Here is a 25,672-nt window from a genome sequence, read left to right as displayed (position 1 = left end):
GGAGATGAATCGCGACCAGAATAAAACTAACGCGGTAGCGTTTCCACTTTCGGGGAGTTTTGGTTCTCGACGTATTTTTTTAGTTGTTCGACAGTAACGTCGCCACAACTAGCCACGAAATAAGCTCCCGCCCAAAAATAGGGTTTGTTGTCGAAATACTTTGCCGCCAAATCCGGAAATTCTTGTCTAATTAAGCGACTACTAACTGTTTTAAGGTTAGCGATTAGTTTAGTCCATGATTGTAATCAGTTGAAATATTGGGCGGTAAGTGTTATAATTTAATTATACATCACATCACGAAACTAACGACAGTGATAACGCTTACCTACCAGTACAAACTAAAGGTAAACAAGAAACAGGAACGAGAGATTGTCCACATTCTTGATGTTTGTAAGAGCGTTTATAATTACGCGCTCTCGGAACGGAAAGATTGGTTAAACTCTCGAAAGTGTCTTGCGGATCGCTGTTCGCTAGTTTCTGAGTACATAATTCCTGCGGATCAACCCTATCCAAATTACTTCGTTCAAGCTAAAAATCTAACGGAAGCTAAAAAAGTTTACCCGATATTAAAGACGGTTAACGCTCAAGTCTTACAGCAAGTTTTAAAAACTGTAGATAAAGCGTTTGACCACATGAAATCGAAAGGCTTCGGCTTTCCTAGATTCAAAAAAAAGATGCGGAGTTTTGTTTTCCCCGCGCTCTCGAAAAATTTTCTAGGTGACGAATACTTAAATTTTCCACAATTGGGAAAAATTCGGATTAGGAAATCTAGGGAGTACCCGTCTGGGTTTGAGCCTAAACAAGCTCGAATTATCGGCAAAGCGTCGGGATTTTACGTTTCGGTTTCTTTCCAATCTACGGAATTAGTTCCCGATATGACAGTGGGGAAGACCTGTTTAGGAATCGATGCGGGAATTGAGAGTTTTGTCGCTACTTCACGGGGAGATTTAATCAAAGCCCCTCGATTTTTGTTGAAAGTACAGAGTAAGCTTAAATTGCTACAAAGACGCTTGAAACGGAAAACTAAAGGCTCTAGCAATTGGTTGAAACTCCAAGAGAAGATAGCAATATTACACGAAAAAGTGTCTAATACTCGTAGAGATTGGCACTTTAAGTTAGCTCATTACCTTTGCGATCTCGCTGATAATATCTTTGTTGAAGATATTAACTTCGTTTCCTGGTCTAGAGGGATCGTTAGAAAACAATCTCTGGATTCAGGTATCGGTAGTTTTATTAACGAGATATTACCGTTTGTCGCTTGGAAACGGGGAAAATATTATCTTAAGGTTGATAAAAACGGAACCTCGCAAGAGTGTCCGAATTGTGGCGCGATTACTGGCAAAAAGTCGTTATCGGAAAGAGTTCACCGGTGTGATTCTTGCGGCCACATTGAACCGAGAGATACGGCATCAGCAAAGGTAATTAAGAACCGAGGAAAAAACGCGGTCGGACTGACCGTGTTAGAAAACGCTCGCGGAGGCGATTTGACGGGGATCGACTGGGTTAAACTCGGTCGATCTAGTTAAAAGCCTAAGAACCGAGAATCCCCCGCTACACCGCGCGAGCGGTTAGCGGGGGAGAGTCAATCCCCAATAACTGATAACTGCTAGACTAATTGGGTGATGCTTGCAAGATTAATAAAACCAGTGTCGAGATTAGAATGCAGGGACTTTTAAGAAAACTTTGGCGTGCGATCGAAAACTTTTTTACCCGACTTTTGGGGGGACAAGGGGTAAAGGGGAGAGTACAAGCGATCGAATCTGTTCCCCTAACCGATACGGATTACGAGTTTCTCTATATGCAGTTACTCGATGGAGTGGCCCACGGTTGGCACGAAGGCAGAATTCTGAGATTTTTTGAGCAATTGGGCGATCGAGGTCGGCAAAAAGATTGGGTAGAATGGTTAGAGCGTTTTGGAACCCGTCTGCAATCCTCCGCTTCTCTTAACCAAATTCTCGCCACCAGAATGATCCGTTTAGGAGAATTAGCTCGCGCTTTCCCCGGTATTGAACGTATTGGTGAAGCTTCCTACGAGATCGGTTATCAACTCTACACCAAAGAAACTGCCACTTTAATTTGGGAATACGCCGGCGAAGATGAGACCCCGGGTAGTTATTCCCTGCCGCAAACCCCAGAAAATCTCTTATATTCCGGTGAAACTAGCGATTTTAACGGTAATGACTCGGAAAATCCCCAATTAGAAACCCTGACTCTTGATGAATTATTTAACCGTCTGCAAAACGATTCTACCCTAGCGGGCCAAATGGCCGAACAATTGGGCATCGAAAATAAGGACGCAGAAAGCATTATTGATAGTCTCATCGCTCAATTTTCCCCCCAGGAAGATAAAAACCCTGAAACTGCCGCAGATTGGTTTAATCAGGGCTTAGAACAGGCAAATTTAGGCAATTGGTCAAATGCGATCGCCGATTGGGAACAGGCCCTGAAGATCGATCCCCAATTAGCTTCGGCCTGGCATAATCGTGGTGGTGCCTTAGCCATGATCGGTAACTACGAAGAGGCGTTAAATAGTTATGATCGCGCCCTAGAAATTACCCCCAACGATCACCAAATCATTAACGCTAGAGGCAGCGCCCTATACGGACTGCAACGTTGGCAAGAAGCCTTAGAATGTTGGCAACAGGTGCTAGAAGCGGACGATAATTTTTATCAAGCTTGGTACAATCGCGGCAGTACCCTAGAAAATTTAGGCGAAACCCAAGCAGCGATCGCCTGTTACCAAAAAGCTTTAGGGATTGCGCCGGATTTTGAGCTTGCCCAAACTCGTCTAGAGGCTTTACTAGGGCAAAAACCGCCCGAAGACGACGGTAATCCCCCCGCCTGATTCAATCTGAACTTGAGCGGTCAACAGCCTACAATAGAAAAAGGTTAGAGACTAATTTTAATGAATCAGGCCCAGCAATGAGTATAAAAAGCAAACCTCCTTCACAATCCCGCCTGATCGGTAATGTTTTATTAGCCGTGGGCGGCTTATTTCTGATTGTTAACCTCCTTTTTCCGCAATTATTTGGCCCTAGCGTCCCCAAAGTTCCCTATAGTCTTTTTATCGACCAAGTGGAAGATGGCAACGTCGCTAGGGTATCCGTGGGACAGAATGAGATTCGTTATCAGCTTAAAAACGACCAAGAGGGCAATTACGGACGAATTTTCAGCACTACACCGATTTTTGACCTAGAATTGCCCAAACGTCTAGAAGCCAAGGGCGTAGAGTTCGCCGCCGCACCACCACCAAAAAATGGCTGGATTGGTAGCGTCCTTAGTTGGGTGATTCCTCCCCTGATTTTTGTTGGTATTTGGCAATTTTTCCTAGCTCGCAGCGGTGGCGGTGGTCCAGCCGGGGCCCTCTCGATTACCAAAAGTCGCGCTAAAGTCTATGTGGAAGGAGACACCACCAAAACCACTTTTGAAGATGTGGCCGGTGTGGAAGAAGCGAAAACCGAATTGGCCGAAATCGTCGAATTTCTCAAATATCCCCAACGTTACATTCAAATCGGGGCGCGGATTCCCAAGGGTGTCCTCCTAGTCGGTCCGCCGGGGACAGGAAAAACCCTGCTGGCAAAAGCAGTCGCGGGAGAAGCGGGAGTTCCTTTCTTTAGTATCTCAGGTTCGGAATTCGTGGAACTCTTTGTCGGTGCAGGTGCGGCCCGAGTGCGAGATCTGTTTGAACAGGCCAAGAAAAAAGCCCCCTGTATTATTTTTATCGATGAATTAGACGCGATCGGTAAATCTCGCGCTAACGGTAATTTTATGGGGGGTAACGATGAACGGGAACAGACTTTAAACCAATTATTGACGGAAATGGACGGTTTTAACGCTGGTGATGCGACGGTGATCGTGCTGGCCGCCACTAATCGCCCCGAAACTCTTGATCCCGCCCTTTTACGCCCCGGCCGTTTTGATCGCCAAGTGTTAGTTGATCGCCCCGATCTGGCTGGACGCTTAAAAATCCTCGAAATCTACGCAGGTAAGGTAAAATTAGGCTCGGATGCAGATTTAAAACAGATTGCTACCCGCACCCCCGGTTTTGCTGGTGCTGACTTAGCTAATCTAGTCAATGAGGCCGCTTTATTGGCAGCCCGCAATCAACGCAGCACCGTCGCCCAAGAGGACTTTAATGAGGCAATCGAGCGGGTAGTGGCCGGTTTAGAGAAGAAAAGCCGGGTTCTCTCGGAAAAAGAGAAGAAAATCGTCGCTTATCACGAAGTTGGTCACGCTCTCGTCGGTGCAGTTATGCCGGGGGGTGGTAAAGTTGCTAAGATTTCGATCGTGCCTCGCGGCATGGCAGCCCTCGGTTATACCCTGCAAATGCCCACGGAAGACCGTTTCCTTATGGATGATACGGAATTACGCGACCAAATTGCTACTCTTTTAGGCGGTCGGGCCGCCGAAGAAATTATCTTCGGTAGTATTACTACTGGGGCCGCTAATGACCTGCAGCGGGCGACAGACTTGGCCGAACGCATGGTGACGACCTATGGTATGAGTAAGACCCTTGGTCCCCTAGCCTACGAAAAAGGTCAACAGAATAGTTTTCTGGGAGATGGTATGATGAATCCCCGGCGCTTGGTGAGCGATGATACGGCCAAAGCGATCGACAATGAAGTGAAAGAGATTGTCGAAAATGGTCATCAGCAGGCCCTGGATATCCTTGCTCAAAATCGCGATTTACTCGAAGAAATTGCCCAAGAAATCCTCAGTAAAGAGGTGATTGAAGGGGAACAATTGCAAGCCCTGCTCGAGCGCGTTAAACCCCTCGATCGAGAACCTGTTACTGTTTAGATTGATTTGATTTTTGCCTTACCCCATCTTGAACAAAGATGGGTTTTTTTCTATTATGCCAAATCTGGTTATTAAAAATTGATTATTTATTCCTCCTTTTGCCTCTCCGCAGTCCCAGAACCCCAAAAGTTCCCATTAATCTTAACCCCTATTAGAGATTAATACTTTGTAGGGTTGATTCATGAATCAACCCTACAGCGTTCCCATTAATCTTAACCCCTATTAGAGATTGAAACTGGGAGGCAAAAATCAGCGATACTGATATTGAGATCACGATGGTGAATCCAGAAGAGCTAAAGGAGACAGAAAATGGCTAACGAAACCGTCACTTATTCCCTAGAAGCTGTTTTGACAAGGATTGAGGGGAAAATCGACTCTCTGGAAAAACGGATCGATGAGAGATTTGATAAGGTAGATGAGAGATTTGATAAGATAGAAGAACGGTTGACGAAAGTGGAAATAGGACAAGTCGAACTCAAAGGGGAGATTAAAGCCTTGGATGACCGACTAACCACAGAAATTAAAGGGTTAACTGCAAGAGTCGCCTATCAGGAATTTACCAATCGGGGGATTCTCATCGCTCTGGTTGTAGCCATTTTAGGAGGGGCTGCTAAACTTTTTGGTTTTTTCCCCAATCCCTAACAGCGATCGCCCTAAAATGCTGTAGAATTAACTTGACAAATATTAAAACGCAGCCAAAGACTCTCTGGGAAATGCAGTTAAATAATTGGATGGCGACCTAAAAATATGAGTGAATTAACTATTCGTCCAGCTAAAATTACTGGTGTCGTCCTAGATTCGATCGCCGCCGAGGTGGGTTTTGAAATCGGGGATGCGCTCGTCTCTATTAATGGTAATCGTCCCCGGGACTTAATCGATTATCAATTTTTATGTGCCGATGAATTTTTAACCCTAGAAGTGCTTGATAGTCAGGGCAAAACTCACCAAGTAAAAATCGAAAAAGATTATCATGAAGACTTAGGTTTAGAGTTTGAAACTGCCCTTTTTGATGGCTTAATTCAGTGTAATAATAAATGTCCTTTTTGCTTTATCGATCAACAACCAGAGGGCAAAAGAGAGACTTTATACTATAAAGATGATGACTATCGCTTAAGTTTTCTCTATGGCAGTTATTTAACCTTAACTAATCTCACCTCAAAAGAATGGCAGCGGATCGAAAAGATGCGAATCTCACCGCTTTTTGTGTCCGTTCATGCCACGGAACCCGATCTGAGAATTCGTCTCTTAAAAAATCCCCGCGCTGGTCAAATTTTAGACCATTTAAAATGGCTACAAGCCAGACAATTACAAATTCATGCACAAGTGGTAGTTTGTCCCAATATTAATGATGGAATTCATCTCGAAAGAACCCTGTTAGATCTGGTTTCTTTTCATCGGGGAGATATTCCCTGTGTGGAGTCGATTGCTGTAGTTCCGGTGGGATTAACCCGCTTTCGTCCCCAAGAAGATGAATTAATTCCCGTTAGTCAAGAAAAAGCGCGAGAAGTGATCGAACAAGTCCAAACTTTACAGAAAAAATTTCGTCAAGAATTTGGCAGTAATGTGGTATGGTTAGCCGATGAATGGTTTTTAATTGCCCGAGTCGATTTACCCCCTCAATCTCACTACGAAGACTATCCCCAAATCGGTAACGGTGTCGGCTCGATTCGTCAATTTATTAGGGATTTCCAGAAGACAGCTAAGAAGTTATTACCTGCTCAAATTAGTCCCTCTAGACGGTTGGTATGGGTAGTGGGAAATGCCGTAGAACAAGCTTTTCAACCCCTAGTTAAACAGTTAAATAAGGTGCGAGGTTTAACCGTGGAATTAGTGGCTTTAAATAGTGATTATTGGGGGCAGGAAATCACGGTTACGGGTTTATTAACTGGGCAAGATATTCTCAAAGGATTACAAGGTAAAAATCTTGGGGATGGGGTTTTATTACCCTCCCTCATGCTCAAGCATGGGGAAGCGGTATTTTTAGATGATCTCACCCTAGAAACTGTTATTAATCAGTTAGGAGTCCCTATTTATCCAGTCCTGGGAGTGGAGGAATTAATTAAAACTTGTCTTGCTCTCAATCCCTTCAACAAATCCTAATCTCCCCCAATCCCTTTACTGTTGCCTGTTGCCTTTTGCCTCTTGCCTTTAGAAGCTGATTACTGATAAATGTCTTAGCCGATTTCCGCATTACCTGTACCTTGAAACATCAGCCAAGAGAGGAAAAAATTAGCCACAAAAATCGCTAATAAAGAAGTTACCACAGCCGTGGTAGTAGATTGACCAACTCCTTTAGCACCGCCGGTGGTGGTTAAACCCCAACTGCAACCGATAATAGCAATTAAAACCCCAAAAATTAGGGACTTTAACATAGAACTAATTAAATCCCATGTTTCCAGAAAATTTTGGGCTGATTGTAAGAATAGGGAATAGGAAATACCGTAAAGACTATCGGAAATAAATAAACCACCGAGTAGCCCTGTGACTAAAGAGATAATAGTGAGCAGGGGTAACATTAAACTACAGGCAATCACCCGGGGAATGACCAAATAATCGATCGGATCGGTTTTTAAAATATATAAAGCGTCAATTTGTTCTGTTACTCGCATTGTACCAATTTCGGCGGCAAAAGCCGAGCCAACTCTTCCCGCCACCACCACTGCGGTTAAAACTGGGGCTAATTCTCTTGTTAAAGCCAAGGAAAGGACTCCCCCAACAAAACTACCCGCCCCAAAAAAAATAAATTCTCTGGCTACCTGAATAGTGAAAACCATACCCACAAAAGCAGCAGTAATTAGGGCAATTGTCAAGGATTCGGGTCCAACAATACTCATTTGTTCCAGAGTATTACGCCGGTGGATTTTGCCATTAAGAATATGTAAAAAAGTTTGTCCCGCTAACAAACTGGCAGCCCCCAAACGCTGAAACCATAAACCTAAACCACCGGCAGCATCACTTTTTCTTGGCATTTGTCGAGGGACTATCGCTAAAATCTAACTTATTATAGGCGAGAATTCCCTCTGATTATCCCTCGATTGTGGGGACTTGCTTTGATGCCACTCGATCGAGGGATAACAAACCATGGTTTTGTGCTGCCGGCAGGGGATAATAGAATTATCTAGTAGCCGTCAGCTATCAACCCTGATTCTTTATCCATGCCAGATTTAGCGAAAATTATCCTGAAAAACCATAAAATTGATGCTGTTAAACGATTCCATCCTTGGATATTTTCCGGGGCGATTAAAGAGATGGAGGGAGAAGTCAAAGAGGGTGCTATCGTTGAGGTTTATAGCGATCGAGGCGAATATCTAGCCACTGGACTGTATAATCCTAGCAATATTGCCGTTAAAATTCTTTCTTTCCAAAAAGTCAGCGATATTGCTCAATTATTTCTCGAAAAATTCCAGAATGCCTATCGGCTGCGGCAACAAATCGGTTTAGTGGATAACCCGAAAACTAACTGTTATCGTTTAATTAACGCTGAAGGAGACGGTTTACCCAGTTTAATCGTCGATTGGTACAATGGCACGGCGGTTATTCAAGCTTATTCCTTAGCTTTATACCAACGTCTTGATCTGATTGTCGATTGCCTAAAAACTATCTACGGCGACAATTTACGGGCAGTTTACGATAAAAGTGCCGCAGTTTTGGCGAAAAGCGCCCATATCTCCGAGAATAAATACTTATTTGGTCAAAAAACCAGCGATGAGGTGTTAGAATCCGGCCATCGCTTTATTATTGATTGGGAAAAAGGACAAAAAACGGGATTTTTCCTCGATCAAAGAGAAAATAGAGCTTTATTAGCCCAATATTGCCATAATAAACGGGTTTTAAACACTTTTTCTTATTCTGGCGGCTTTTCTGTCTATGCTATGCAAGCGGGGGCTGCCCTAGTCGATTCCGTTGATAGTTCCCACGGTGCGATCGATCTTACCGAAAAAAATATCGCCCTGAATAATCTCAGCGAAGTTCCCCATCAATCCTACAGTGCCGATGTTTTTAACTTCCTGCGCGACTGTCAGGAGGATTACGATTTGATTGTCCTCGATCCCCCCGCTTTTGCCAAAAGCATCCAATCCCGTCATCAGGCGGTTATGGCTTATAAAAGATTAAATCACCAAGCTTTCCAGAAAATTCGCCCCCAAGGTATTATTTTCACCTTTTCCTGTTCCCAAGTGGTTAACGAAGAACATTTTCAGGGGGCTGTCATGGCTGCCGCTATTGAATCAGCCCGCCCAGTGCGAATTTTAGCACGTTTAAGCCAACCGGCGGACCATCCCACCAGTATCTATCACTCGGAAGGTTCCTACCTGAAAGGATTGGTTTTAGCGGTGGATTGATGGAAAATTAAACGATTACCATCGGGATCATAGATGTAGATTTCCGAACCGTGGGAAGCTTGGCTAATTTCTCCCCTAGCACCATAGCCGATTTCGCTCCAATGCTCGATCGCTTTTTCGAGACTCTCCACCTCGAAACAAATGCTCATGCCACTGCCCCGAGAATCGCCAAATTCCTCTCTGTGGGACTCTTTAGGGCAAAAAAGACCTAATTTAAGGTTAATCAGCCTAAATTCCGCATAAACGGCGGCAAGGTAGGGGCTTGGTTCCTGCTGCAACAGTTGACGATAAAACTGCACCGAGCGATCAAAATTACTCGTTCCTAGAGCAATAAAAGCCTCTGTGTAATTGAATGGACTATGGGGGGGGTTATTCATCGGGGTTGGGGGAATTATCAATTATGAATTATGAAGTGGGGAAAAGGGAGAATAAGTAAAATAATCTGCCGAAGCCTAACCCCACCAACAAACTTTTTCAGCCAACCCTATTTATTGAATTTTAACATTTAATTTATAGGTGGCATTGCCGCGAGTTCCCCCTACAATTATTTCATAATTTCCAGTAGCAGGTAATTTTAGACTAGATTGGGTAGCTTCTGTTTTCAATATTTCCCCATTCGGTGCAATCACATCAAATACGGCATTATTTTCTAAGGATGTAATTTTAAGATCCATTCTCTGTCCTCGATTTACTCTTAAGAGATAAATATTTCGACTCCCTCGCACAACCGATTGATTAACGGTGGCGCTATTAGTCCCTGGTGCAAACTGGATTTGAGACAATAAACAAGGTTGTTTTTGATAAACTTCTCGTCCCGTATTCAAAGAATCTGCGGTTAATGTCCAGATTTCTTGAGTTTTTTGGGTGTCTAACTCAATTTTTGTCGTGATATTTAAGTTTAACTGATTCCCCTTTTTTGTTCCTTGTAAGGTTTGAGTATAGGAAGTATAATAAGCTGCTTGTTCATTATGAATTGTAGCTTGTACCCGACCCGTGACTTGATTTCCCTGAATATAAATCCTTGCGGTAGAATCCAGATTATCATTAGCGACTGAAAAACAATAACCTTGAATCGAAGAAGTGCTAGACGCTTGGGCAATTTGTCGGGGGGGATGATTTGCTATCCCTGGTGTAACATTCACTAAACTTGCAAAAATGACTACACATCCTAATAATTTCATCATCATCATGACCATTCCAAGTTTTCACTAATACTAAACTAATTATCTCCCTAGCCACCATATTTATGAGAAGTTCAGTTATGAACTATTTTACCCGATTTTAAAGCATTTTGGTCTAGTTTTTTCCTCTAAGGAATTTTAAGCTTTAATAGTGGTAGTGTTGATTATACAGCCTTTATCAGATAGATGAGGTACAATAGCAACAGTGTGTGAACCAATTACGAAGGTCTTGTTCCGAGACTTGCTTAAAAGCCTCTTCTAAAGCTTCATCTAGCTCTCGATAAGTTCTCGGTTTTAATTTTCTCAAGATTGACTTGATTTTTGACCAAAAATTTTCAATCGGGGCAAAATCGGGAGAGTAAGGAGGTAAATAGGGTTTGCGGCAAAAAGTTTTTCCTGGGGGCAGGGTGTGGGGTGTGGGGTGTGGGGTGTGGGGTTTTACCGATTTTCAGGGGGTCAACTACCTAATTTTCAGGGAAAAAGTCCAGGGATTTTCCCCCGATCACCCCAATGATTGGCACTTTTTGATGGGAAAAAAGTCTAAAAGTCTTATCCAACAAGGTTTTTATATTTATTCAGCCAACCCTAAATAAATTAGTTTAGCTCCTTTTTATGCAACCGCTTTATTGACCTCTTCCCTGAAATGAATTTTACAGTTATCGATATTGATTACCGCACCTTCCCAGAGCTTAGGAACTAATATTCGGATAATAAACGCTTCAAATAAAATCCCAGTTATCGCTCCTAAACAATTGGCTGTAGCCAGAACTTCTTTTTTAGTAATTGCTGTAATAGTAGAAACATTTTGTCCTTTTTTAATGGGTCGAGTCCCGTGCGCTCTAGTTCCTTTAAGTGAGCGAGCGTGGGTTCTGGTCATAGATAGATTTGAACCAGCTTCGTCAAGCGAGATAAGGTTTTCCTCGTCTACGTCCCTAATTTTATCCTTTGTATTCTTGTCTAAGTTGTTGTACTCTTTCTGTCTCTTTTTCTGGGGGGTGTAGAGTTTTTTTTGCGAGTCATTCTCAATCGTTCGGATATTCTTGCCACTGTCGCAACACTTAGCACTATACCGGTTCTTTCTAGGAACAGTTCTGATAGTTCGTTTAGAGTTGCGTCATTATTTTCTTCAATTAACTCACCTAGGGCGATCATCTGTTCTTGAGTGAGTTTTAAATGACGGCCACATCGATAAGTTTTCGGTCGAATATCTCCCGTTTATCGAGATTACTTCAAAAGCTTTTGTCCGAAACTTAAGGCTACGCAGAATCTTTTCGCTAATTGCCTTTGAGAAATGGGTTCGTTATAATAACAGTCTAGGATTTTCTGACGGAACTCTACTGGATAGTATTTCATATTTTGGACAATTTAGCTATCGACAACATTATACTTCATATTTTTGAGAAAGGCTGTAAATGATCGGGTTCTTTTCGGGATTTCTGAAAAACAAAAAAGGGGACTTAGCCCCTTTTTCTGGATTAGTTAGTTATTTTTTCGGCGATAACATCATCATCATGTTACGACCTTCTTTTTTTGGTGCTTGCTGTACCTCAGCCACATCCTGTAAGTCTTTGGCCATGCGAGCCAGTAATTCTTCCGCTAGGTTAGAGTGTTGAATTTCGCGACCTCGGAAGGTAATCGTCGCTTTTACCTTATCTCCCGCTTTTAAAAAACGTTGCGCTTGGTTGACTCGCACGTTGTAGTCATGCTCATCGATTTTATAGCGCATTTTAACTTCTTTTATATCGGCTGTATGCTGTTTTTTCTTGGCTTCACGCGCTTTTTTCTCCTGTTCAAACTTGTACTTGCCATAGTCCATAATCCGGCAAACGGGAGGATTTGCCGTTTCACTGACGAGGACGAGATCAAGTTCCTTTTCTTCGGCCACGCGCAAAGCTTCGGCAGGAGTAATAATTCCCAGTTGAGAGCCGTCGCTATCGATAACGCGGATTTCGGGAAAGCGGATTCTTTCGTTAATTTGGGGGAGATCGCGAGTAGTGCGTCTTTTATCTATCACAGGCGTTCTGGGTTATCTCTATTCTAGTTAGTTAATCGGGTGGAGTTTACAAAATGGTTTACTTGCTATTCTACCTACTCGATCGAGTTTCTTGGCCAATTGTTAAGTTTTCTTGCAATGTTAATTTTTAGCCGCCGGTCGTCAGCCCCCGGCCGTCAGCCAGATAAGCTGTTGTCTATGGGTTTTGTTAGACTAAGACCCTATACTCTCAGGAATCGATCGGTAAGGTGCGTTCTCCCTCGTTGCAGCAGGGAACGCACTCGACAAAATCGGCGTAATCGCACTACCCCTGTAAGCCAATGTCTAGATTATAGTAGGACAGTATCGGGCGAAAGTTGATAAGATTTTCCAGTATGGTTAAATATTGCGCTGATGTTTTAATATTACCTATCGCCTAAAACTATGATTACTTATATTAAAATTCATGGCTTTAAATCCTTTCATAATTTTGAAATGGTATTCACGCCGCTTACTGTAGTTGCTGGGGTTAATGCTTCTGGTAAGAGTAATTTATTTGATGCTTTGCAATTGTTGACGCGGTTGGCAGAAGTGGATATGAAGACGGCTTTTAGCGAGCAGCGAGGACATCCTAGCGAACTTTTTACCCAATATGATGAGGACGACTACGCCACGGAAATGGAATTTATAGTTGAAATGTTAGTCAATCGCAAGGTAAAAGATAATTGGGGTGGGGAAGTCGATCTTAAATATACAAGATTACGCTATCAATTAAAAATTAAACGAGAGTCTAATATAAGTGGCTTTGAAAACTTGTATATTGTTTATGAAAGTTTAGAAAATTTAAAGCACAATGAAGATAATTGGGTAAAAAATTATATTCCTAAGACAGTATTGGAAACTTGGCGACCAAAAGTAAAGGGTAGGAGAGCCATTCCTTATATTAAGACTGAAGATATTAGTGGTATTGCTACCATTGTTGTACCTCAAGACGGTCAACAAGGGAATAAAAAAGTATTTCCCGCAAAAAACGCATCACAAACTGTTTTAAGCAGCATTAATACTATAGATTTTAAACATATATTAGCCGCCAAACAAGAAATGCTGAGTTGGAAGTTTATGCAGCTTAATCCCGAAGATCTGCGAGAACCTACGCGTCAAGATATGGGCATCAGAGATACAATAACAGCAAGCGGAAAGAATTTAGCCGCTGCTTTATTTCGCATCAAACAAGATGATGAATATACCCTCACAGCAATTTCCCGTGATCTCAATAATCTGCTACCGAATTTTACAGAAGTTAATGTTTATGATGACAAAGCAAATCGACAATTTATTATCAAGGTAAAAGGTGATGATGGTCGGGAGTTTTCTTCGAGAGTGCTTTCCGAAGGAACCCTACGTTTATTAACATTATGTGTCCTGCAATACGACCGACAACACACAGGATTACTGTGTTTTGAAGAGCCAGAAAATGGCATCCATCCTTTTCGTATTGAAGCAATGGCAAAATTATTAAAAGAGCTAACTGTCGATTTTGAAGATACTGAAATGCCTTTACGCCAAGTAATAGTGAACACTCATTCTCCAGTTCTGGTTAGTCAATTAATTAATTGGCAAGATGATAAAAATGTCAGCATTTGGCTTTCTCAACTTACCACTATAATATCCACTATTGAAGGGAAGCGAATTAAGATGAAAAGCAGTAATTTTCACCCTGTTATCAAAGAGAATAAAAAGCAATTAACCTTATTTTTCTCCGAAAATGAGGCCAAGCTAACTCTCTCGGAAGTTGTCGAATATCTAAAAACTGCTGATGCTGAAAGTGCGATTAAAAATATTAAAAACCAACAAAACCAATTAACGTAAATCAATTAAGATGGCAAAAAAAATCAAACAAATAATTATTGCCTTAGCTACAGAAGGCAGTTCTGATCATAAATTTTTAACGAATATTATTCAGCGCACTTTCGAGAGAGTTGCCTTTGACGGTCAACAAAAAATAGAAATTTTTGACCCAATTTGTCTTCCACAAATCTCTGGCGAAAATATCCAAGAAAAAGCTAAAAAATACGCAATTCAAGCGGTGGAGAAGGGAGCAATGGTTTTGTGCTTCCATGCAGACGCAGATGATAAAACAGATGAAAACGCATTTAAGGAAAGAATTAATCCGGCTTTTAATGCTATTAAATCAGACGAGCGAGACTTATGCAAAAATTTAGTTGCTATCGTTCCAATACAAATGACTGAAGCCTGGATATTAGCAGACAAAGAATTACTAAAAAAAGAATTGTCTACAAATAAAAGTGATAGTGAGTTAGCAATCGATAAAGAGCCAGAATCTTTTAGCAATCCGAAAGAAACGATTAAAAATGCAATCAATAAAGCCAGAGAAGGTATAACTAAACGGTATCGAAATAAACTAAAAATTGACGATTTATATTCACCGCTTGGTACAAAAATCGAATTGTCGAAATTAGAATCCTTGTCTTCCTACAAAAAATTTGAAGAGGCAGTACGAGATATTTTTCCACAATTAACGAAAGTCAACAATATAGAGGATAATCCTGATCAAACGTGAATAGGACCTTGCTAATACCATTTTTCTAAAGTAATGGCAGAGATGGTTAATTGCCTCCAACCTCAAACCCTATTCTAGAAAGGTAGAGGGGAGTAAGATGTCTGCCACGAATAAAGAAAAATGGCATAAGGTGCGTTCCCTGTCGTCGATTTAGTTCTCCCTATGCGATCGCTACTTCCGCCTAACAACCCTCAACGTTCAGGAGGAATTTGCCCCTTTAACTCCTCAATTAGTGATGGGAGCTGCGATTGAACCACATCCCAAACGATGTTGAGGTTGACATCATCATACTCATGTACCAACCGATTTCGCATTCCCTTGATTTCTTGCCAAGCAATGTTGGGCAAGTTCTGTCGGGTTGTTTGGGAAACTCGTCCGGCGGCTTCGGCAATCACCAAGAGCCGTCGAATCACTGAATCTTGAAGCTGCACATTAGCGACGAACTCAGCTTTCGAGCATTGAGCCGTGTAGATCATGACCAGTTCTGCGGATTGCAGCATATCAAGCAGGAATTGGGGATCCCGTTGCATAAATCACTTGAGCCGAAGAAAGGATTTGATTACGGCGTAGGTAGTTGCGACTGGTGGCAATGCCTTGGCGGGTAATCAGGTCAACATCTCGATGGAAAATGGTTTTTAGCTCTGCTTCCATTTGGTCTAGGGTGCTGAATGTGGGATGAGCTTCTGGATGAAATTCCACCATAACATCAATGTCGCTGTCGGGGCGGAAGTCTTCGCGCAGGACGGAGCCGAATAGAGCGAATTCGGTCACTTGCCAGCGATCGCAAAACTGGGCAATTTTTTCCATCGGTAGGTCGCTCGCAGTAATGGTCATGACATTGTTACTCCCAAGGTTTCAAATTGCCGATCTCAAAAACGTGGCCGATAGCTGATCACTGAAAGCTCCTTAAATATCTAACCTTTGGTAGATGCTATTAAGATGATTTAGGTGCTGCTGGGGATCAAAGCAACTTTCGATCTCGTCGGGGGATAAAATACCGGTAACTCGCTCATCTTGGCTGATAAAAGCTTTAAAATTGCCGTTATCGGTGTTCCAAGCGCGATGGGCGTTTTCTTGGACGATTTTATAGGCAGATTCCCGGCTAATTCCCTTACTCACCAAAGTTAAAAGAACTCTTTGACTGAAAATCACACCACCATAGACATTCATATTTCGCTTCATGTTTTCGGGATACACCAGCAGATTTTTGACTAAATCGGTGATTTCCTTCAGCATAAAGTGGGTCAAAATGCAAACATCCGGCAGCATCACCCGTTCTACGGAACTATGGGAAATATCTCTTTCGTGCCAGAGGGCGATATTTTCTAAGGCGGAAACGCTATGACTACGGATAATTCTCGCCATTCCCGTTAAGCGTTCTGAACGGATGGGATTACGTTTATGGGGCATAGCGGAGGAGCCTTTTTGTCCTTTGGAAAAGTATTCTTCCACTTCTAGGACATCGGTTCTTTGCAGGTTGCGAATCTCCACGGCAAAACGTTCGATCGAAGCCGCTAATAAGGCTAATTGTTGCACATAATCGGCGTGTCGATCGCGCGATATCACTTGAGTGGAAGCGGTATCCGGTTCTAATCCTAACTTCTGACAGGTTAACGCCTCAATTTTCGGGTCAATATTGGCATAGGTTCCCACTGCACCAGATATTTTACCGATGGCGATGTCTTGGCGCAAGCGAATTAAACGATCGCGTCCCCGCAGCACTTCCGCTAACCATCCCGCTAGTTTAAAGCCAAAGGTGATCGGTTCGGCGTGAATGCCGTGGGAACGTCCCACCATGACTGTATAACGGTGTTCTTGGGCGCGATAGCGCAGGGCTTGGATAAAATCTTCTAATTGTTCTAGAATCAGGTTTAAACTGGCGACTAATTGTAAGGATAGGGCGGTATCTAATACATCAGAACTGGTTAAACCCAAATGAATATAACGCCCCGGCTCGCCCACATATTCGTTAACATTTGTTAAAAAGGCGATGACATCGTGGCGCACTTCTGCTTCTATTTCTAAAATGCGATCGGGATCAAAATTAGCTTTTGCCTTAATTTCTTCCACTGCATCCCCGGGAATATAGCCTAATTCTGCCTGCGCTTCACAGACGGCTATCTCTACCTCTAGCCATGTTTGATATTTATATCTATCCGTCCACAAATTCCCCATCGCAGGGAGAGTATAACGCTCGATCACTATTAATTATTCCAAGACAACCGTTTAATTGTATCGGATCGGGGCAAGTCCGGGAATAGGCAGGAGGCAGCGGGGAGTTTTGTTTTCCCCACTCCCTTTTTAGCGGTTAGTGATTCGTTGGTAAGTAGTCGGACATAAATTCTGTTGTCTATCTTAAGAAATGTAAATTGCCGCAATTCTTACTGACGACCGACTCCTGACTCCTGACTTCTGACTCCTGACTCCTGACTTCTGACTTCTGACTCCTGACTTCTGACTCCTGACTCCTTACCCCACAGTTAACTTTACTTTTGTCCAACTACTTAGCGGTGAACTATCTTGCTTAATTTAGCCTCAATCTAACCCCTACCCCCTTGCTTCAATCCATGCTCGCATTTTACCCGGATTGTTCAATCCGTAGGGATCGACGAGTTGTTTAAATTCTAGTTGTAGCGGATTAATCTGTCTGCTGCCGCCATCTTCCATGATATAAGTGTGAGGATTGGCAATAGCTGCCCCCTGTTGTTCATAGATAGCAATAATCTCATTTAATCGAGTTTCTGTGGTAAATTCTAGCAAGGGAAGACCGGCGGGAATAACTTTACCTTGAAATCTCAAAAATTCTAGGTGCATCATGATTTCCTCACCAAAATAGTTATAGAGTTTCTCCACCGTGGCTAGATTAAAATAAAAAGCTTGTAGATAAGTTATTTTGGGGTTAAAACTACGCGCATGGAGAGTGGTATGATTCCAAGTAAATTCTAAGATACTGTTGCCTTTTTGGGTTTCTTCTGGCGTTTTATAGTAAGTAAGTTCACCATTATATTCTTTAATTAAAGATTCTAGGGCAACTCGATCGCTGTCCGATACTATTAACAAAACTGCCGCTTTTCCTGTGGGTAAATAATCCTTAAGAGCGATAAAATAAGCGGGAATTGGACAGGAGTGAACACTAACCATTTTCTTGACAATGCCATCACTATCACTGAGAGCTTGACCGAATTTAGCGGCGGTGAGAAAATCGGCAAAAGTAACGATAAATTCTGCCCAAGGATAACAGGGAGCGAGGGCTATTTCTAACTCGGTAATAATGCCATTGGTTCCGTAGGCATGATTGACTTTTTCTACTTCATCCCCCCGTAATTCGATAATTTTGGGTTCTGTTTCTAGGGTGACTAATTGCACTGCTTGCAGATTGCCTCTATCCTTCAATTGTCCATAATTAATTGAACCCATGCCCACACTGCCACCCCCGATAAAACCGCCAATTGTCGCCGTCCGATAGGTAGAGGGAGCCATTCTTAATTCCCAACCAATTGCGCGAGCTTGTTTATCAAAAAATGCCATTTTTACCCCCGCTTCTACCCGTGCTGTACCCGGTTCGATCGAGATAATTTTTGTTAGTTTGGTTGTGTCTAAAATTACTCCGCCCTGCAAGGGAACACATTGACCATAATTACCTGTACCCGCACCTCTAACTGTTAAAGGAATTTGGTATTTAACGCAGGTTTTAGCGATGTCAATAACCTCTTGGCTATTGTGGGGACGAATGACTAAATCAGCCCGTTTATCTTGCAGTTGTGCTTCTAAAATGGGACTAAAATGATAATAATCTAAGGAAAGTTTCGCCACTTGTCCCGGATCGGTGATAATTTCCAGATGGGCAAGTTCTTCAATGAGATTTTGATAGTTAGATTTCATGGTTAGGTAGAGATTGCTGAAAAAGTGTATTGGTGGGGTTAGGATTCAGGAGACAGGAGACAGGAGTCAGGAGACAGGATTCAGGAGACAGGAGATTATTTTTATTTGTTCTCCCCATACCCCAATTCATAATTCATAATTCATAATTCAAAAAGGAAAAATTAAAAACCGATCGCCTAGGGGATCGGTTTTACTAAAAATTATAAACTTTTATTAACTTTGTTTGCTGAGAAACTGTTGAGCTTGTCTAATAGCGGCAGCGCCGATATTGAAGACAGCCCAGCCACCAGCAATAAGCAAAGGGGTTAAAACGATTAACACTCTCCAGTCCATAGATTTCCTTCTCCTCGGTCAGTGCTTAAAAGATTGTTACTTGATTCTCATTTTATATTTATACCCTAAACCGCCCCTTTTGGGAATCCGGTATCAGTACCTTTTCCCCCATGAACGAGGGCAAGTTTAGCATAGCGCTCGGCGTGTTCAATCAACTCTTGAGCCTCCTGTGGCGATACTTCCCGGACGCGTTTAGCGGGAATACCCACCACTAAAGATCGCGGTGGTATATCTTTTGTCACAATACTACCCGCCCCGACAATACTACCCGCCCCGACGCGCACACCATCGAGAATCACTGCCCCAATGCCGATTAAACAACCGCGTTCAATATGGGCCGCGTGAATTACCGCCCGATGCCCGATGGTAACGTAATCTTCAAGGATAGTAATTTTGCCTGGATCTCCGTGTAGGATCGCCCCATCTTGGATATTAGTATAGGCCCCAATTTCGATGCGTTCCACGTCGGCACGCAATACCGCCCCATACCAAACACTCACCCCCACAGCTAGGGAAATATCGCCTATTACCGTGGCATTAGGGGCGATAAAAGCCGCTTGACTGACATCGACAATCGGCCAGAAATTAGAAGTTGATCTTAAGTTATCTAAAGACATGGGAGGATCTGCACTAAAGTCGAAAGAGAATACCCGTCCAATTTGGTTGGGTATAATATGGATAGGATTATTGGTACAAAGATAGCAATTTTTAGTTTAGGTTCTTCCATGATCAATGCAAGTTTACAATACCCTGTTTTTGGCCCCGATATCCATTGTCCTCACTGTCGGCAGCTAATCCCCGCCCTCACTTTGACGGATACCTATTTGTGTCCGCGCCATGGAGCTTTTGAAGCCGATCCCAAAACGGGTGAGTTGGTTCACTTGCAGTCAGGACGGCATTGGCGACTCTGGAATGGTGAGTGGTATCGTCAACACACTCACCCGGATGGTATTCGTTTTGAGATTCACGAAGCACTCGATCGCCTCTATACCCAAGGATTTAAAGCGACTAAAGTAATTATTGCCAACCGTTATCGCGATTTAGTTAGTTCCTACCTAGAACGTAACACCACTTGGCGCGGTAATGAACCGGGTGAAGCCACTATTCCCCGTCTCTACGGTTTACCGGTAGAATTTAGTCCCGATGCCCCCGATGAACCCTGTTGGGATGTAATTAACTTTGATCTGGAAAAAGAACCGGGGGTTCCCAAACGTTACCCCTATTTTCGTCTTTTTGATTAATCATTAGCCATTAGGAGCCAGTCGTCAGGAGATAGGAGATAGAAGATTGCTTTTATTTATTATCCCCATCTCCCCACTTCCCCATCTCCCCACTTCCCCATCTCCCCACTTCATAATTCATAATTCATAATTCATAATTCTTTCTCCTGAAAATGCACCATGCTTCTATTCGTACCGCCAATATCCATCGGGCGATCGCTTTTTACCAACTTCTCGGTTTTACCCTAGAGGAAAGATTCACTACTGGTTATACTTTGGCCTGTTGGTTAACGGGGTTGAACGGACGCATCGAATTAATCCAAATTCCTGAACCGAAACCCGCCCCCGATGCCTTTAGTGATCAGCATTATGTCGGTTATTACCACTTGTCTTTTGACCTAACAGAAAATGTCAGCAATTTACCAGAATGGTTAGAAAAATTAACAAATAACTTTCAGCAATCCCATCAAGAGGATGCCGATTTATATCAACCTTTAAAAATTCTTTTGCCACCTCAACAACAGATGATCGGCGATCATGTCTATGAAGTCACCTTTATTGCCGATACAGACGGTTTACCCCTAGAATTTATCCGTCGTTTAACCTAAAAAGATTGTCCCACTTCTAAGACTTTTGTTTGACCGTTGCGAGACAAAATAACCTGTTGACTACCAACTTCCACTAAAGTCCAACCATTGATAAATTCCCCCGGAGAAATACGAGTAGTTATGCCCTTATTATCAAATAAAGCTGAAGATTGATCGCCTAAATCCATTACCCCCACCAGGGTATTTTTCACCTGATTATTGGTAGGAATAACCGCTGCTACTGGTCGATTCCCTTGGGGAGCAGCTGGTAATGGTGGTGCAGAAATGTCGGTATTTGAGGGTGTAACTGGGACAAGTTTGGCAGTAGTTTCAGGGGTTTGGGGATAAACGGGAACGTAAATTCTTTCTATGATCTGGGGAGTATTATTAACTGGTAAATTAGCGGGTGGTGCTGGTGGAACTGGCACTACTGGAGAAGGGTTATTTTTGGCAGCAGGATTGGGATCGGGGGATGAAGTTTGACTTTGGCGATCGATAATAGCAAGGGATGATTGCAGATAGGCAATAAATTTTTTATCTTCTTGGGAAGTCGTGCTATTTTGAGAGATAGGGGCATTTTTCTGACTGATGAGCCATGCCACCACCCAACCTAGATAGATGCAAGCAGTAACAAAAATAACTTTATCTAGGGGCATTCTGGGATTTTCTTCATAGCCCGCCGGCATATTTGTTTCACTCCTCGATCGCTGCTGTTGTTTCGATTCTAACAGGATAGCACTCAGTTATTCTCCCTCAATTTTCCTTTTTAACTGATTAAAATCTTCTAGAGGGGATATAGTGGACAGAGAATGATGTATATTAATGTAAGTAAAGTTTCGTAACAATTCTGAAATCCTTTGCTCAACTCTACCCTAGTTTCCAGCAATCCCGATCGCCTGAAACCCCTAGTCCCTAACTGGGAAAAATGTCAATCCGTCTTTTGGACAGCAGCATTTCTGGTATCAGTCCCCGTATTCATACAAGCACCCCTAGTGCGCTACTATCCCGAAGTTAGCCTAGTTTTAACCTTTTTCTGGGTGGGGTTAGGGATTTGGCTGCTCAAACAAGAAAAAATCAGTCTTTGGGGGGATTTACTTTTGGGCTTTAGTTGGAGTTGGTTAGCAGGTTCTCTGTACTGGGGGTGGTGGCGTTGGGAACCGTTGATCCATATTCCCATGGAAGCGATCGGGCTGCCCTTTGTTCTCTGGGGATTATACAAAGGTCGCGGCAAAGTGGGCAATCTTTTCTATCTGGGTTCTTTGTTAGGAACGGCCATCACCGATGTATATTTCTATCTAACGGGACTAATCCCCTACTGGCGACAATTAATGACCGTGGAACTAGATCCCAACCTAGTATCGCCGATATTTCATAACGCCTTGGCCCAAATTGAGACCCCCTGGGGCATCAGTTGGGCGATCGTGCTGCTCAACCTGCTCTTAGCGATCGGTATTTATCCTTTGCAAAAAAGGGTATGTCATTGGTGGGCATTTAGCGGGGCCGTATTGAGTACAATTTTAGTCGATGGTTTATTTTGGATTACCGCTTCTCTGGCTTAATAGAATAAGCTATATAATTAGTGCAGTCTATCTATTGCCGCTTATGCACCCGTGGATATACTACTAGGACAAAATCCCTATTTACTACTCCATACCGAGAAGGGCCAGCGTTTTTTCCCTCTCGTGGGGAAATCTTACTGGACAATCGGACGGAGCAAAGATAACGATATCGTGATTAAAGATCACTGTATCTCTCGTAATCACGCTATTTTACAATCCACGGAAACAGGGGATTTTTATCTGATCGATCTCGGTAGTCGCAATGGAACTTTTGTCAATGGCAGAAGGGTAGGCATTCCAGTGACTATCCATAGCAAAGAGCAGATCACCTTTGGCAAAACCGAGGTGCAGTTCTATCGTCCTGCTCCCACCAATGTAGGCAAGCAACCGCACAATTCAGAATGGGATACCCTCACCTCCGTCCTCCATGAACGGCGCTTAACATCGGTGATGGTGGTAGATATGCGGAATTTTACGGCTTTAACCAGGCAATTAGACGAAAAAGTGCTTTCTTCTCTGATTGGCAGTTGGTTTCGCCATGCGGGGAATATTATCCGCAGTTCCGGCAGTTGGGTAGATAAATATATTGGTGATGCGATCATGGCCATCTGGTTTCACGGCCAACAGGAAGTCAATCAAGACGATATCCTGCAAATTTTCCGAGCAATTACGCAACTACATAACATGACTTGCACTTTAAGTGAACAATATCCCTTACCCTTCCAATTACGCATCGGTGCGGGGGTGAATACTGGTTATGCCATGGTCGGCAATACTGGCAGCGGTGAACATCCAGATTATACGGCGATCGGGGATACAGTCAACGCCGCTTTTCGTTTGGAGTCGGCTACTAAAGAAATGGGCAAGGATTTAGCCATCGGAGCTACTACCTACGGTTATCTCATCGGTTTACCCCATCTCCAGCAAGTTTTTGCTCAACATACCGTCAGTCTGAAAGGATACCACGATAGCACTATTACCTACGGAACCACTTTTGATGACTTGGATCGTTTCCTCGATGCCAACAGTAGTGAGGAGATGACCGGAATTACAGGAGTTGTCGGCAGTGTCGGTTTTGAAGATTGAAATTAAACGAGGGGTTGGGAGACGTTTCAGTGATCAGTGATCAGTAAACAGTAATCAGTGAAAAGACAGTAGGAAACTTTTATTTAATACTGTCCACTAAAAACTCAAATCTGATGACTGATAACTGATAACTGATAGCTGACCTACTCCTCGGCGGCGGCGAGAACTAAATCTTCCTCCTCCAAGGCGGGGGGAACTTCGATTTCTGCGACTACTTCCGAAACGGTCCGGCCTTCCGCTTCCGCTAGACGTTTTTCTCGGTATTTAATCGCCATTTCTTCGGCTTTTTCAAACACTAACGGGCGATTTTTTAGCATATCTCCCGGTTCGGGTTCTAATTGTTTAGTCGAGAGGGAAATGCGACCTCTTTCGGCATCGAGATCGATAATCATCACTTTCAACTCATCATTGACATTGAAAACCGTGTGGGGGGTGTCAATGTGATCGTGAGAAATTTCGGAAATATGCAGTAAACCACTGACTCCACCGATATCGATGAAAGCACCGTAGGGCTTGATTCCGCGCACGGAACCGATTACCACCTGTCCCACGGCTAAACCGTTCATCTTGCGTTCCACTAAAGCGCGACGATGACTTAAAACCAGACGGTTGCGATCTTCGTCCACTTCTAAAAACTTTAAGGGCAATTCCTGACCGACTAAATCCTCTTTCGCTTCTCTGGTGCTAATGTGAGAACCGGGGATAAAGCCGCGGAGACCTTCAATTCTGACTAATGCCCCACCACGGTTAGTGGCGAAAACATTCGAGCGCACGGTAGCATCTTCTTTTTGCAATTGACGCACCCGTTCCCAAGCGCGCATATATTCGATGCGACGGATCGACAGGGTTAGCTGTCCATCTTCATTCTCGTCGGTAAGAATGAAAAATTCCCTGGTTTCGTTGGGTTGTAAAACTTCTTCGGGATTATCGACGCGGTTGATCGACATCTCCTGCACGGGGATAAAAGCGGCGGTTTTAGCACCGATATCGATGAGCGCTCCCCGGGGTTCCATGCTGAAAACAGTCCCAGCGACAACATCTCCCGGACTGAAATGATAATCGTATTTGTCTAGAAGGGCGGCAAAATCTTCATGGGTAAAGCCTATGTTTTTGTTTGCGGTTTTTTGGGTGGTCATGTACGTTGTTTGGGCCTCGGAAGTTCCGTAGGTTTTTCCTCCTATGTGATGTACAGTTTCTAAATAAAGGAGATGCCTCCCAATTTAGTTTCTAGGCAGGGCCTAGGGGATGAACTGCCGCATCCTGCTTTCTTGAAGGCAATCCGCCTCAAGAATGACTTTTAAGAATCTAACCAGAGCTTGGGCTTGAAATAGCACAAGGGATCCTCATTATAACTGAATCGGGAACTATTTAAGACGAGGTGATCGCGCTGGCTTCTTCCACTGGAGACCAAGAAGGATAGGCGCGTTCGATTTCGGAGGATTGCAGCAGCGCTAAAGCGGCGATAAAGTCTCTAATTCCCTGAAAATTGCCGTAAACCGAAGCAAAGCGCACATAGGCCACTTCCGATTCTCGCCGGAGATATTCCAGGACTAATTGACCGATCTCCTGACTTGTTACCTCCCGTTTTGAGTCTTGCTGCAAACGGGATTCGATATCATTGACGATCGCCTCTAATCTTGAGTGGGGAATGCCGGTTTTTTCGCAGGCGCGAACGATACCCCGCAGCAGTTTGCAGCGATCAAAAGATTCCCGTTTACCATCTTTTTTAATCACCGTGATCGGCACGAATTCGATGCGCTCGTAGGTGGTGAAGCGATGTTTACATTGTAAGCATTCACGACGACGACGAATGCTCTGACCGTTTTCGGAGGAACGGGACTCTAAAACGCGACTATCGGTATGCTGACAATTAGGGCATTGCATAGGAGGCGCTCGGTGAGGGGAACCTTTAATTTAAGCCTTTAAATACGAAAACCAGAGCCGCTAACCTGCTTTTGACAAGCGGGCGGCTCGGGGAAGAAAATTATTAACCTAAACGGAGTTAAGAAATTTACTTTTGAATCCGGGGAGGTTCCCGGAAGGCGATGGCGAAGAAAATTACCGACAAAGCCATAGTTAAAACCAAAATGTAAGCGACGCTTTCCATGGTTGGACATCCTACAAGACTGCT

At 43.3% G+C, this 25,672-nt stretch carries 28 protein-coding genes and 2 pseudogenes; 13 read left to right on the top strand and 17 right to left on the bottom strand.

What is annotated here, in order from left to right; genetic code table 11:
- Window positions 1–26 precede the first annotated feature (26 nt).
- Window positions 27–233: pseudogene (locus tag N0824_RS11890) on the bottom strand (transposase); the annotation flags it as partial.
- 78 nt (window positions 234–311) lie between these two features.
- Here N0824_RS11890 and N0824_RS11885 point away from each other — a divergent pair.
- From N0824_RS11885 to N0824_RS11865, 5 genes are all read left to right on the top strand, one after another.
- On the top strand, window positions 312–1,526 hold the full coding sequence (locus N0824_RS11885) for an RNA-guided endonuclease TnpB family protein (RefSeq protein WP_108936972.1): 1,215 nt from the start codon (window positions 312–314) through the stop codon (window positions 1,524–1,526).
- Between the two features lie 134 nt (window positions 1,527–1,660).
- On the top strand, window positions 1,661–2,845 hold the full coding sequence (locus N0824_RS11880) for a tetratricopeptide repeat protein (protein ID WP_108936971.1): 1,185 nt from the start codon (window positions 1,661–1,663) through the stop codon (window positions 2,843–2,845).
- 77 nt (window positions 2,846–2,922) lie between these two features.
- Entirely contained in the window at window positions 2,923–4,800 is a 1,878-nt protein-coding gene (gene ftsH4, locus N0824_RS11875) for an ATP-dependent zinc metalloprotease FtsH4 (RefSeq protein ID WP_002736707.1), read from the top strand.
- A gap of 309 nt (window positions 4,801–5,109) precedes the next feature.
- Window positions 5,110–5,442, top strand: a complete 333-nt coding sequence (locus N0824_RS11870) for a DUF4164 family protein (protein WP_108936901.1) — start codon at window positions 5,110–5,112, stop codon at window positions 5,440–5,442.
- Between the two features lie 105 nt (window positions 5,443–5,547).
- Complete coding sequence (locus tag N0824_RS11865; protein WP_108936900.1) at window positions 5,548–6,900, top strand: TIGR03279 family radical SAM protein; 1,353 nt, start codon at window positions 5,548–5,550, stop codon at window positions 6,898–6,900.
- 74 nt (window positions 6,901–6,974) lie between these two features.
- Here N0824_RS11865 and N0824_RS11860 read toward each other — a convergent pair whose 3' ends face one another.
- Entirely contained in the window at window positions 6,975–7,769 is a 795-nt protein-coding gene (locus N0824_RS11860; protein WP_108936899.1) for an MlaE family lipid ABC transporter permease subunit, read from the bottom strand.
- 186 nt (window positions 7,770–7,955) lie between these two features.
- On the opposite strand from N0824_RS11860, the gene N0824_RS11855 reads away from it, so the two are divergent.
- Window positions 7,956–9,140, top strand: coding sequence for a class I SAM-dependent rRNA methyltransferase (locus N0824_RS11855; protein WP_108936898.1), 1,185 nt, complete (start codon window positions 7,956–7,958; stop codon window positions 9,138–9,140).
- Here N0824_RS11855 and N0824_RS11850 read toward each other — a convergent pair.
- The 3 genes and pseudogenes from N0824_RS11850 to N0824_RS11840 form a co-directional block, all read right to left on the bottom strand.
- Window positions 9,107–9,517: a VOC family protein gene (locus N0824_RS11850; protein WP_108936897.1), complete on the bottom strand. Its 411-nt coding sequence runs from the start codon at window positions 9,515–9,517 to the stop codon at window positions 9,107–9,109. The genes N0824_RS11855 and N0824_RS11850 overlap by 34 nt on opposite strands.
- 111 nt (window positions 9,518–9,628) lie before the next feature.
- A complete protein-coding gene (locus N0824_RS11845; protein ID WP_108936896.1) occupies window positions 9,629–10,336 on the bottom strand; it encodes a hypothetical protein in 708 nt (235 codons plus the stop codon).
- Between the two features lie 163 nt (window positions 10,337–10,499).
- A pseudogene (locus N0824_RS11840) lies at window positions 10,500–10,694 on the bottom strand (transposase); the annotation flags it as partial.
- Between the two features lie 34 nt (window positions 10,695–10,728).
- Between N0824_RS11840 and N0824_RS21355 the strand changes: the two are divergent.
- A complete protein-coding gene (locus N0824_RS21355; RefSeq protein WP_108936970.1) occupies window positions 10,729–10,914 on the top strand; it encodes a hypothetical protein in 186 nt (61 codons plus the stop codon).
- Between the two features lie 17 nt (window positions 10,915–10,931).
- On the opposite strand, the gene N0824_RS11830 is transcribed toward N0824_RS21355, so the two are convergent.
- Window positions 10,932–11,231 carry a transposase gene (locus tag N0824_RS11830; RefSeq protein WP_255420534.1) on the bottom strand — a complete coding sequence of 100 codons (300 nt, stop codon included), beginning with the start codon at window positions 11,229–11,231 and terminating at the stop codon, window positions 10,932–10,934.
- A 573-nt stretch (window positions 11,232–11,804) separates the two neighbouring features.
- Window positions 11,805–12,335: a translation initiation factor IF-3 gene (gene infC, locus N0824_RS11825; protein ID WP_002757952.1), complete on the bottom strand. Its 531-nt coding sequence runs from the start codon at window positions 12,333–12,335 to the stop codon at window positions 11,805–11,807.
- Between the two features lie 402 nt (window positions 12,336–12,737).
- Between infC and N0824_RS11820 the strand changes: the two genes are divergently transcribed.
- Together N0824_RS11820 and N0824_RS11815 are read left to right on the top strand one after the other, a co-directional pair.
- Window positions 12,738–14,162, top strand: coding sequence for an AAA family ATPase (locus N0824_RS11820; protein ID WP_108936894.1), 1,425 nt, complete (start codon window positions 12,738–12,740; stop codon window positions 14,160–14,162).
- 10 nt (window positions 14,163–14,172) lie between these two features.
- On the top strand, window positions 14,173–14,874 hold the full coding sequence (locus N0824_RS11815; protein ID WP_108936893.1) for a DUF4276 family protein: 702 nt from the start codon (window positions 14,173–14,175) through the stop codon (window positions 14,872–14,874).
- A gap of 191 nt (window positions 14,875–15,065) precedes the next feature.
- Here N0824_RS11815 and N0824_RS11810 read toward each other — a convergent pair whose 3' ends face one another.
- From N0824_RS11810 to N0824_RS11785, 6 genes are all read right to left on the bottom strand, one after another.
- Entirely contained in the window at window positions 15,066–15,374 is a 309-nt protein-coding gene (locus N0824_RS11810) for a DUF86 domain-containing protein (RefSeq protein ID WP_228020789.1), read from the bottom strand.
- Between the two features lies 1 nt (window position 15,375).
- The gene (locus tag N0824_RS11805; RefSeq protein WP_002781634.1) at window positions 15,376–15,708 is read right to left on the bottom strand and encodes a nucleotidyltransferase family protein; all 333 of its coding nucleotides are present in this window, start codon (window positions 15,706–15,708) and stop codon (window positions 15,376–15,378) included.
- Window positions 15,709–15,780: 72 nt separating this feature from the next.
- On the bottom strand, window positions 15,781–17,076 hold the full coding sequence (purB, locus tag N0824_RS11800; RefSeq protein ID WP_004268608.1) for an adenylosuccinate lyase: 1,296 nt from the start codon (window positions 17,074–17,076) through the stop codon (window positions 15,781–15,783).
- 345 nt (window positions 17,077–17,421) lie between these two features.
- Complete coding sequence (locus N0824_RS11795) at window positions 17,422–18,756, bottom strand: FAD-binding oxidoreductase (protein WP_108936892.1); 1,335 nt, start codon at window positions 18,754–18,756, stop codon at window positions 17,422–17,424.
- A gap of 213 nt (window positions 18,757–18,969) precedes the next feature.
- A complete protein-coding gene (locus N0824_RS11790; RefSeq protein WP_002747397.1) occupies window positions 18,970–19,089 on the bottom strand; it encodes a photosystem II protein Y in 120 nt (39 codons plus the stop codon).
- Window positions 19,090–19,154: 65 nt separating this feature from the next.
- Window positions 19,155–19,706 (bottom strand): gamma carbonic anhydrase family protein, encoded by a 552-nt coding sequence (locus tag N0824_RS11785; protein WP_108936891.1) that lies wholly within the window; start codon window positions 19,704–19,706, stop codon window positions 19,155–19,157.
- A 108-nt stretch (window positions 19,707–19,814) separates the two neighbouring features.
- Between N0824_RS11785 and N0824_RS11780 the strand changes: the two genes are divergently transcribed.
- Both N0824_RS11780 and N0824_RS11775 read left to right on the top strand, forming a co-directional pair.
- On the top strand, window positions 19,815–20,330 hold the full coding sequence (locus tag N0824_RS11780; protein ID WP_046661831.1) for a TIGR02652 family protein: 516 nt from the start codon (window positions 19,815–19,817) through the stop codon (window positions 20,328–20,330).
- 152 nt (window positions 20,331–20,482) lie between these two features.
- Window positions 20,483–20,917, top strand: a complete 435-nt coding sequence (locus N0824_RS11775; protein ID WP_108936890.1) for a VOC family protein — start codon at window positions 20,483–20,485, stop codon at window positions 20,915–20,917.
- Here N0824_RS11775 and N0824_RS11770 read toward each other — a convergent pair.
- Entirely contained in the window at window positions 20,914–21,582 is a 669-nt protein-coding gene (locus N0824_RS11770) for a hypothetical protein (RefSeq protein ID WP_108936889.1), read from the bottom strand. The genes N0824_RS11775 and N0824_RS11770 overlap by 4 nt on opposite strands.
- A 171-nt stretch (window positions 21,583–21,753) precedes the next feature.
- On the opposite strand from N0824_RS11770, the gene N0824_RS11765 reads away from it, so the two are divergent.
- Both N0824_RS11765 and N0824_RS11760 read left to right on the top strand, forming a co-directional pair.
- Window positions 21,754–22,455 (top strand): DUF3120 domain-containing protein, encoded by a 702-nt coding sequence (locus N0824_RS11765; RefSeq protein ID WP_108936888.1) that lies wholly within the window; start codon window positions 21,754–21,756, stop codon window positions 22,453–22,455.
- A gap of 51 nt (window positions 22,456–22,506) precedes the next feature.
- A complete protein-coding gene (locus N0824_RS11760; protein ID WP_108936887.1) occupies window positions 22,507–23,541 on the top strand; it encodes an adenylate/guanylate cyclase domain-containing protein in 1,035 nt (344 codons plus the stop codon).
- Between the two features lie 143 nt (window positions 23,542–23,684).
- Here N0824_RS11760 and N0824_RS11755 read toward each other — a convergent pair whose 3' ends face one another.
- From N0824_RS11755 to N0824_RS11745, 3 genes are all read right to left on the bottom strand, one after another.
- Complete coding sequence (locus N0824_RS11755) at window positions 23,685–24,677, bottom strand: 30S ribosomal protein S1 (protein WP_002757124.1); 993 nt, start codon at window positions 24,675–24,677, stop codon at window positions 23,685–23,687.
- A 232-nt stretch (window positions 24,678–24,909) separates the two neighbouring features.
- Window positions 24,910–25,425, bottom strand: a complete 516-nt coding sequence (nrdR, locus tag N0824_RS11750) for a transcriptional regulator NrdR (RefSeq protein WP_108936886.1) — start codon at window positions 25,423–25,425, stop codon at window positions 24,910–24,912.
- A 127-nt stretch (window positions 25,426–25,552) separates the two neighbouring features.
- Window positions 25,553–25,648 carry a photosystem II reaction center protein T gene (locus tag N0824_RS11745; RefSeq protein WP_012267019.1) on the bottom strand — a complete coding sequence of 32 codons (96 nt, stop codon included), beginning with the start codon at window positions 25,646–25,648 and terminating at the stop codon, window positions 25,553–25,555.
- Between the last annotated feature and the right edge of the window lie 24 nt (window positions 25,649–25,672).

This window comes from Microcystis sp. 0824 (assembly GCF_003112475.1).
Taxonomy (GTDB): domain Bacteria; phylum Cyanobacteriota; class Cyanobacteriia; order Cyanobacteriales; family Microcystaceae; genus Microcystis; species Microcystis aeruginosa_C.
This window is presented reverse-complemented; position numbering and strand designations above follow the sequence as displayed.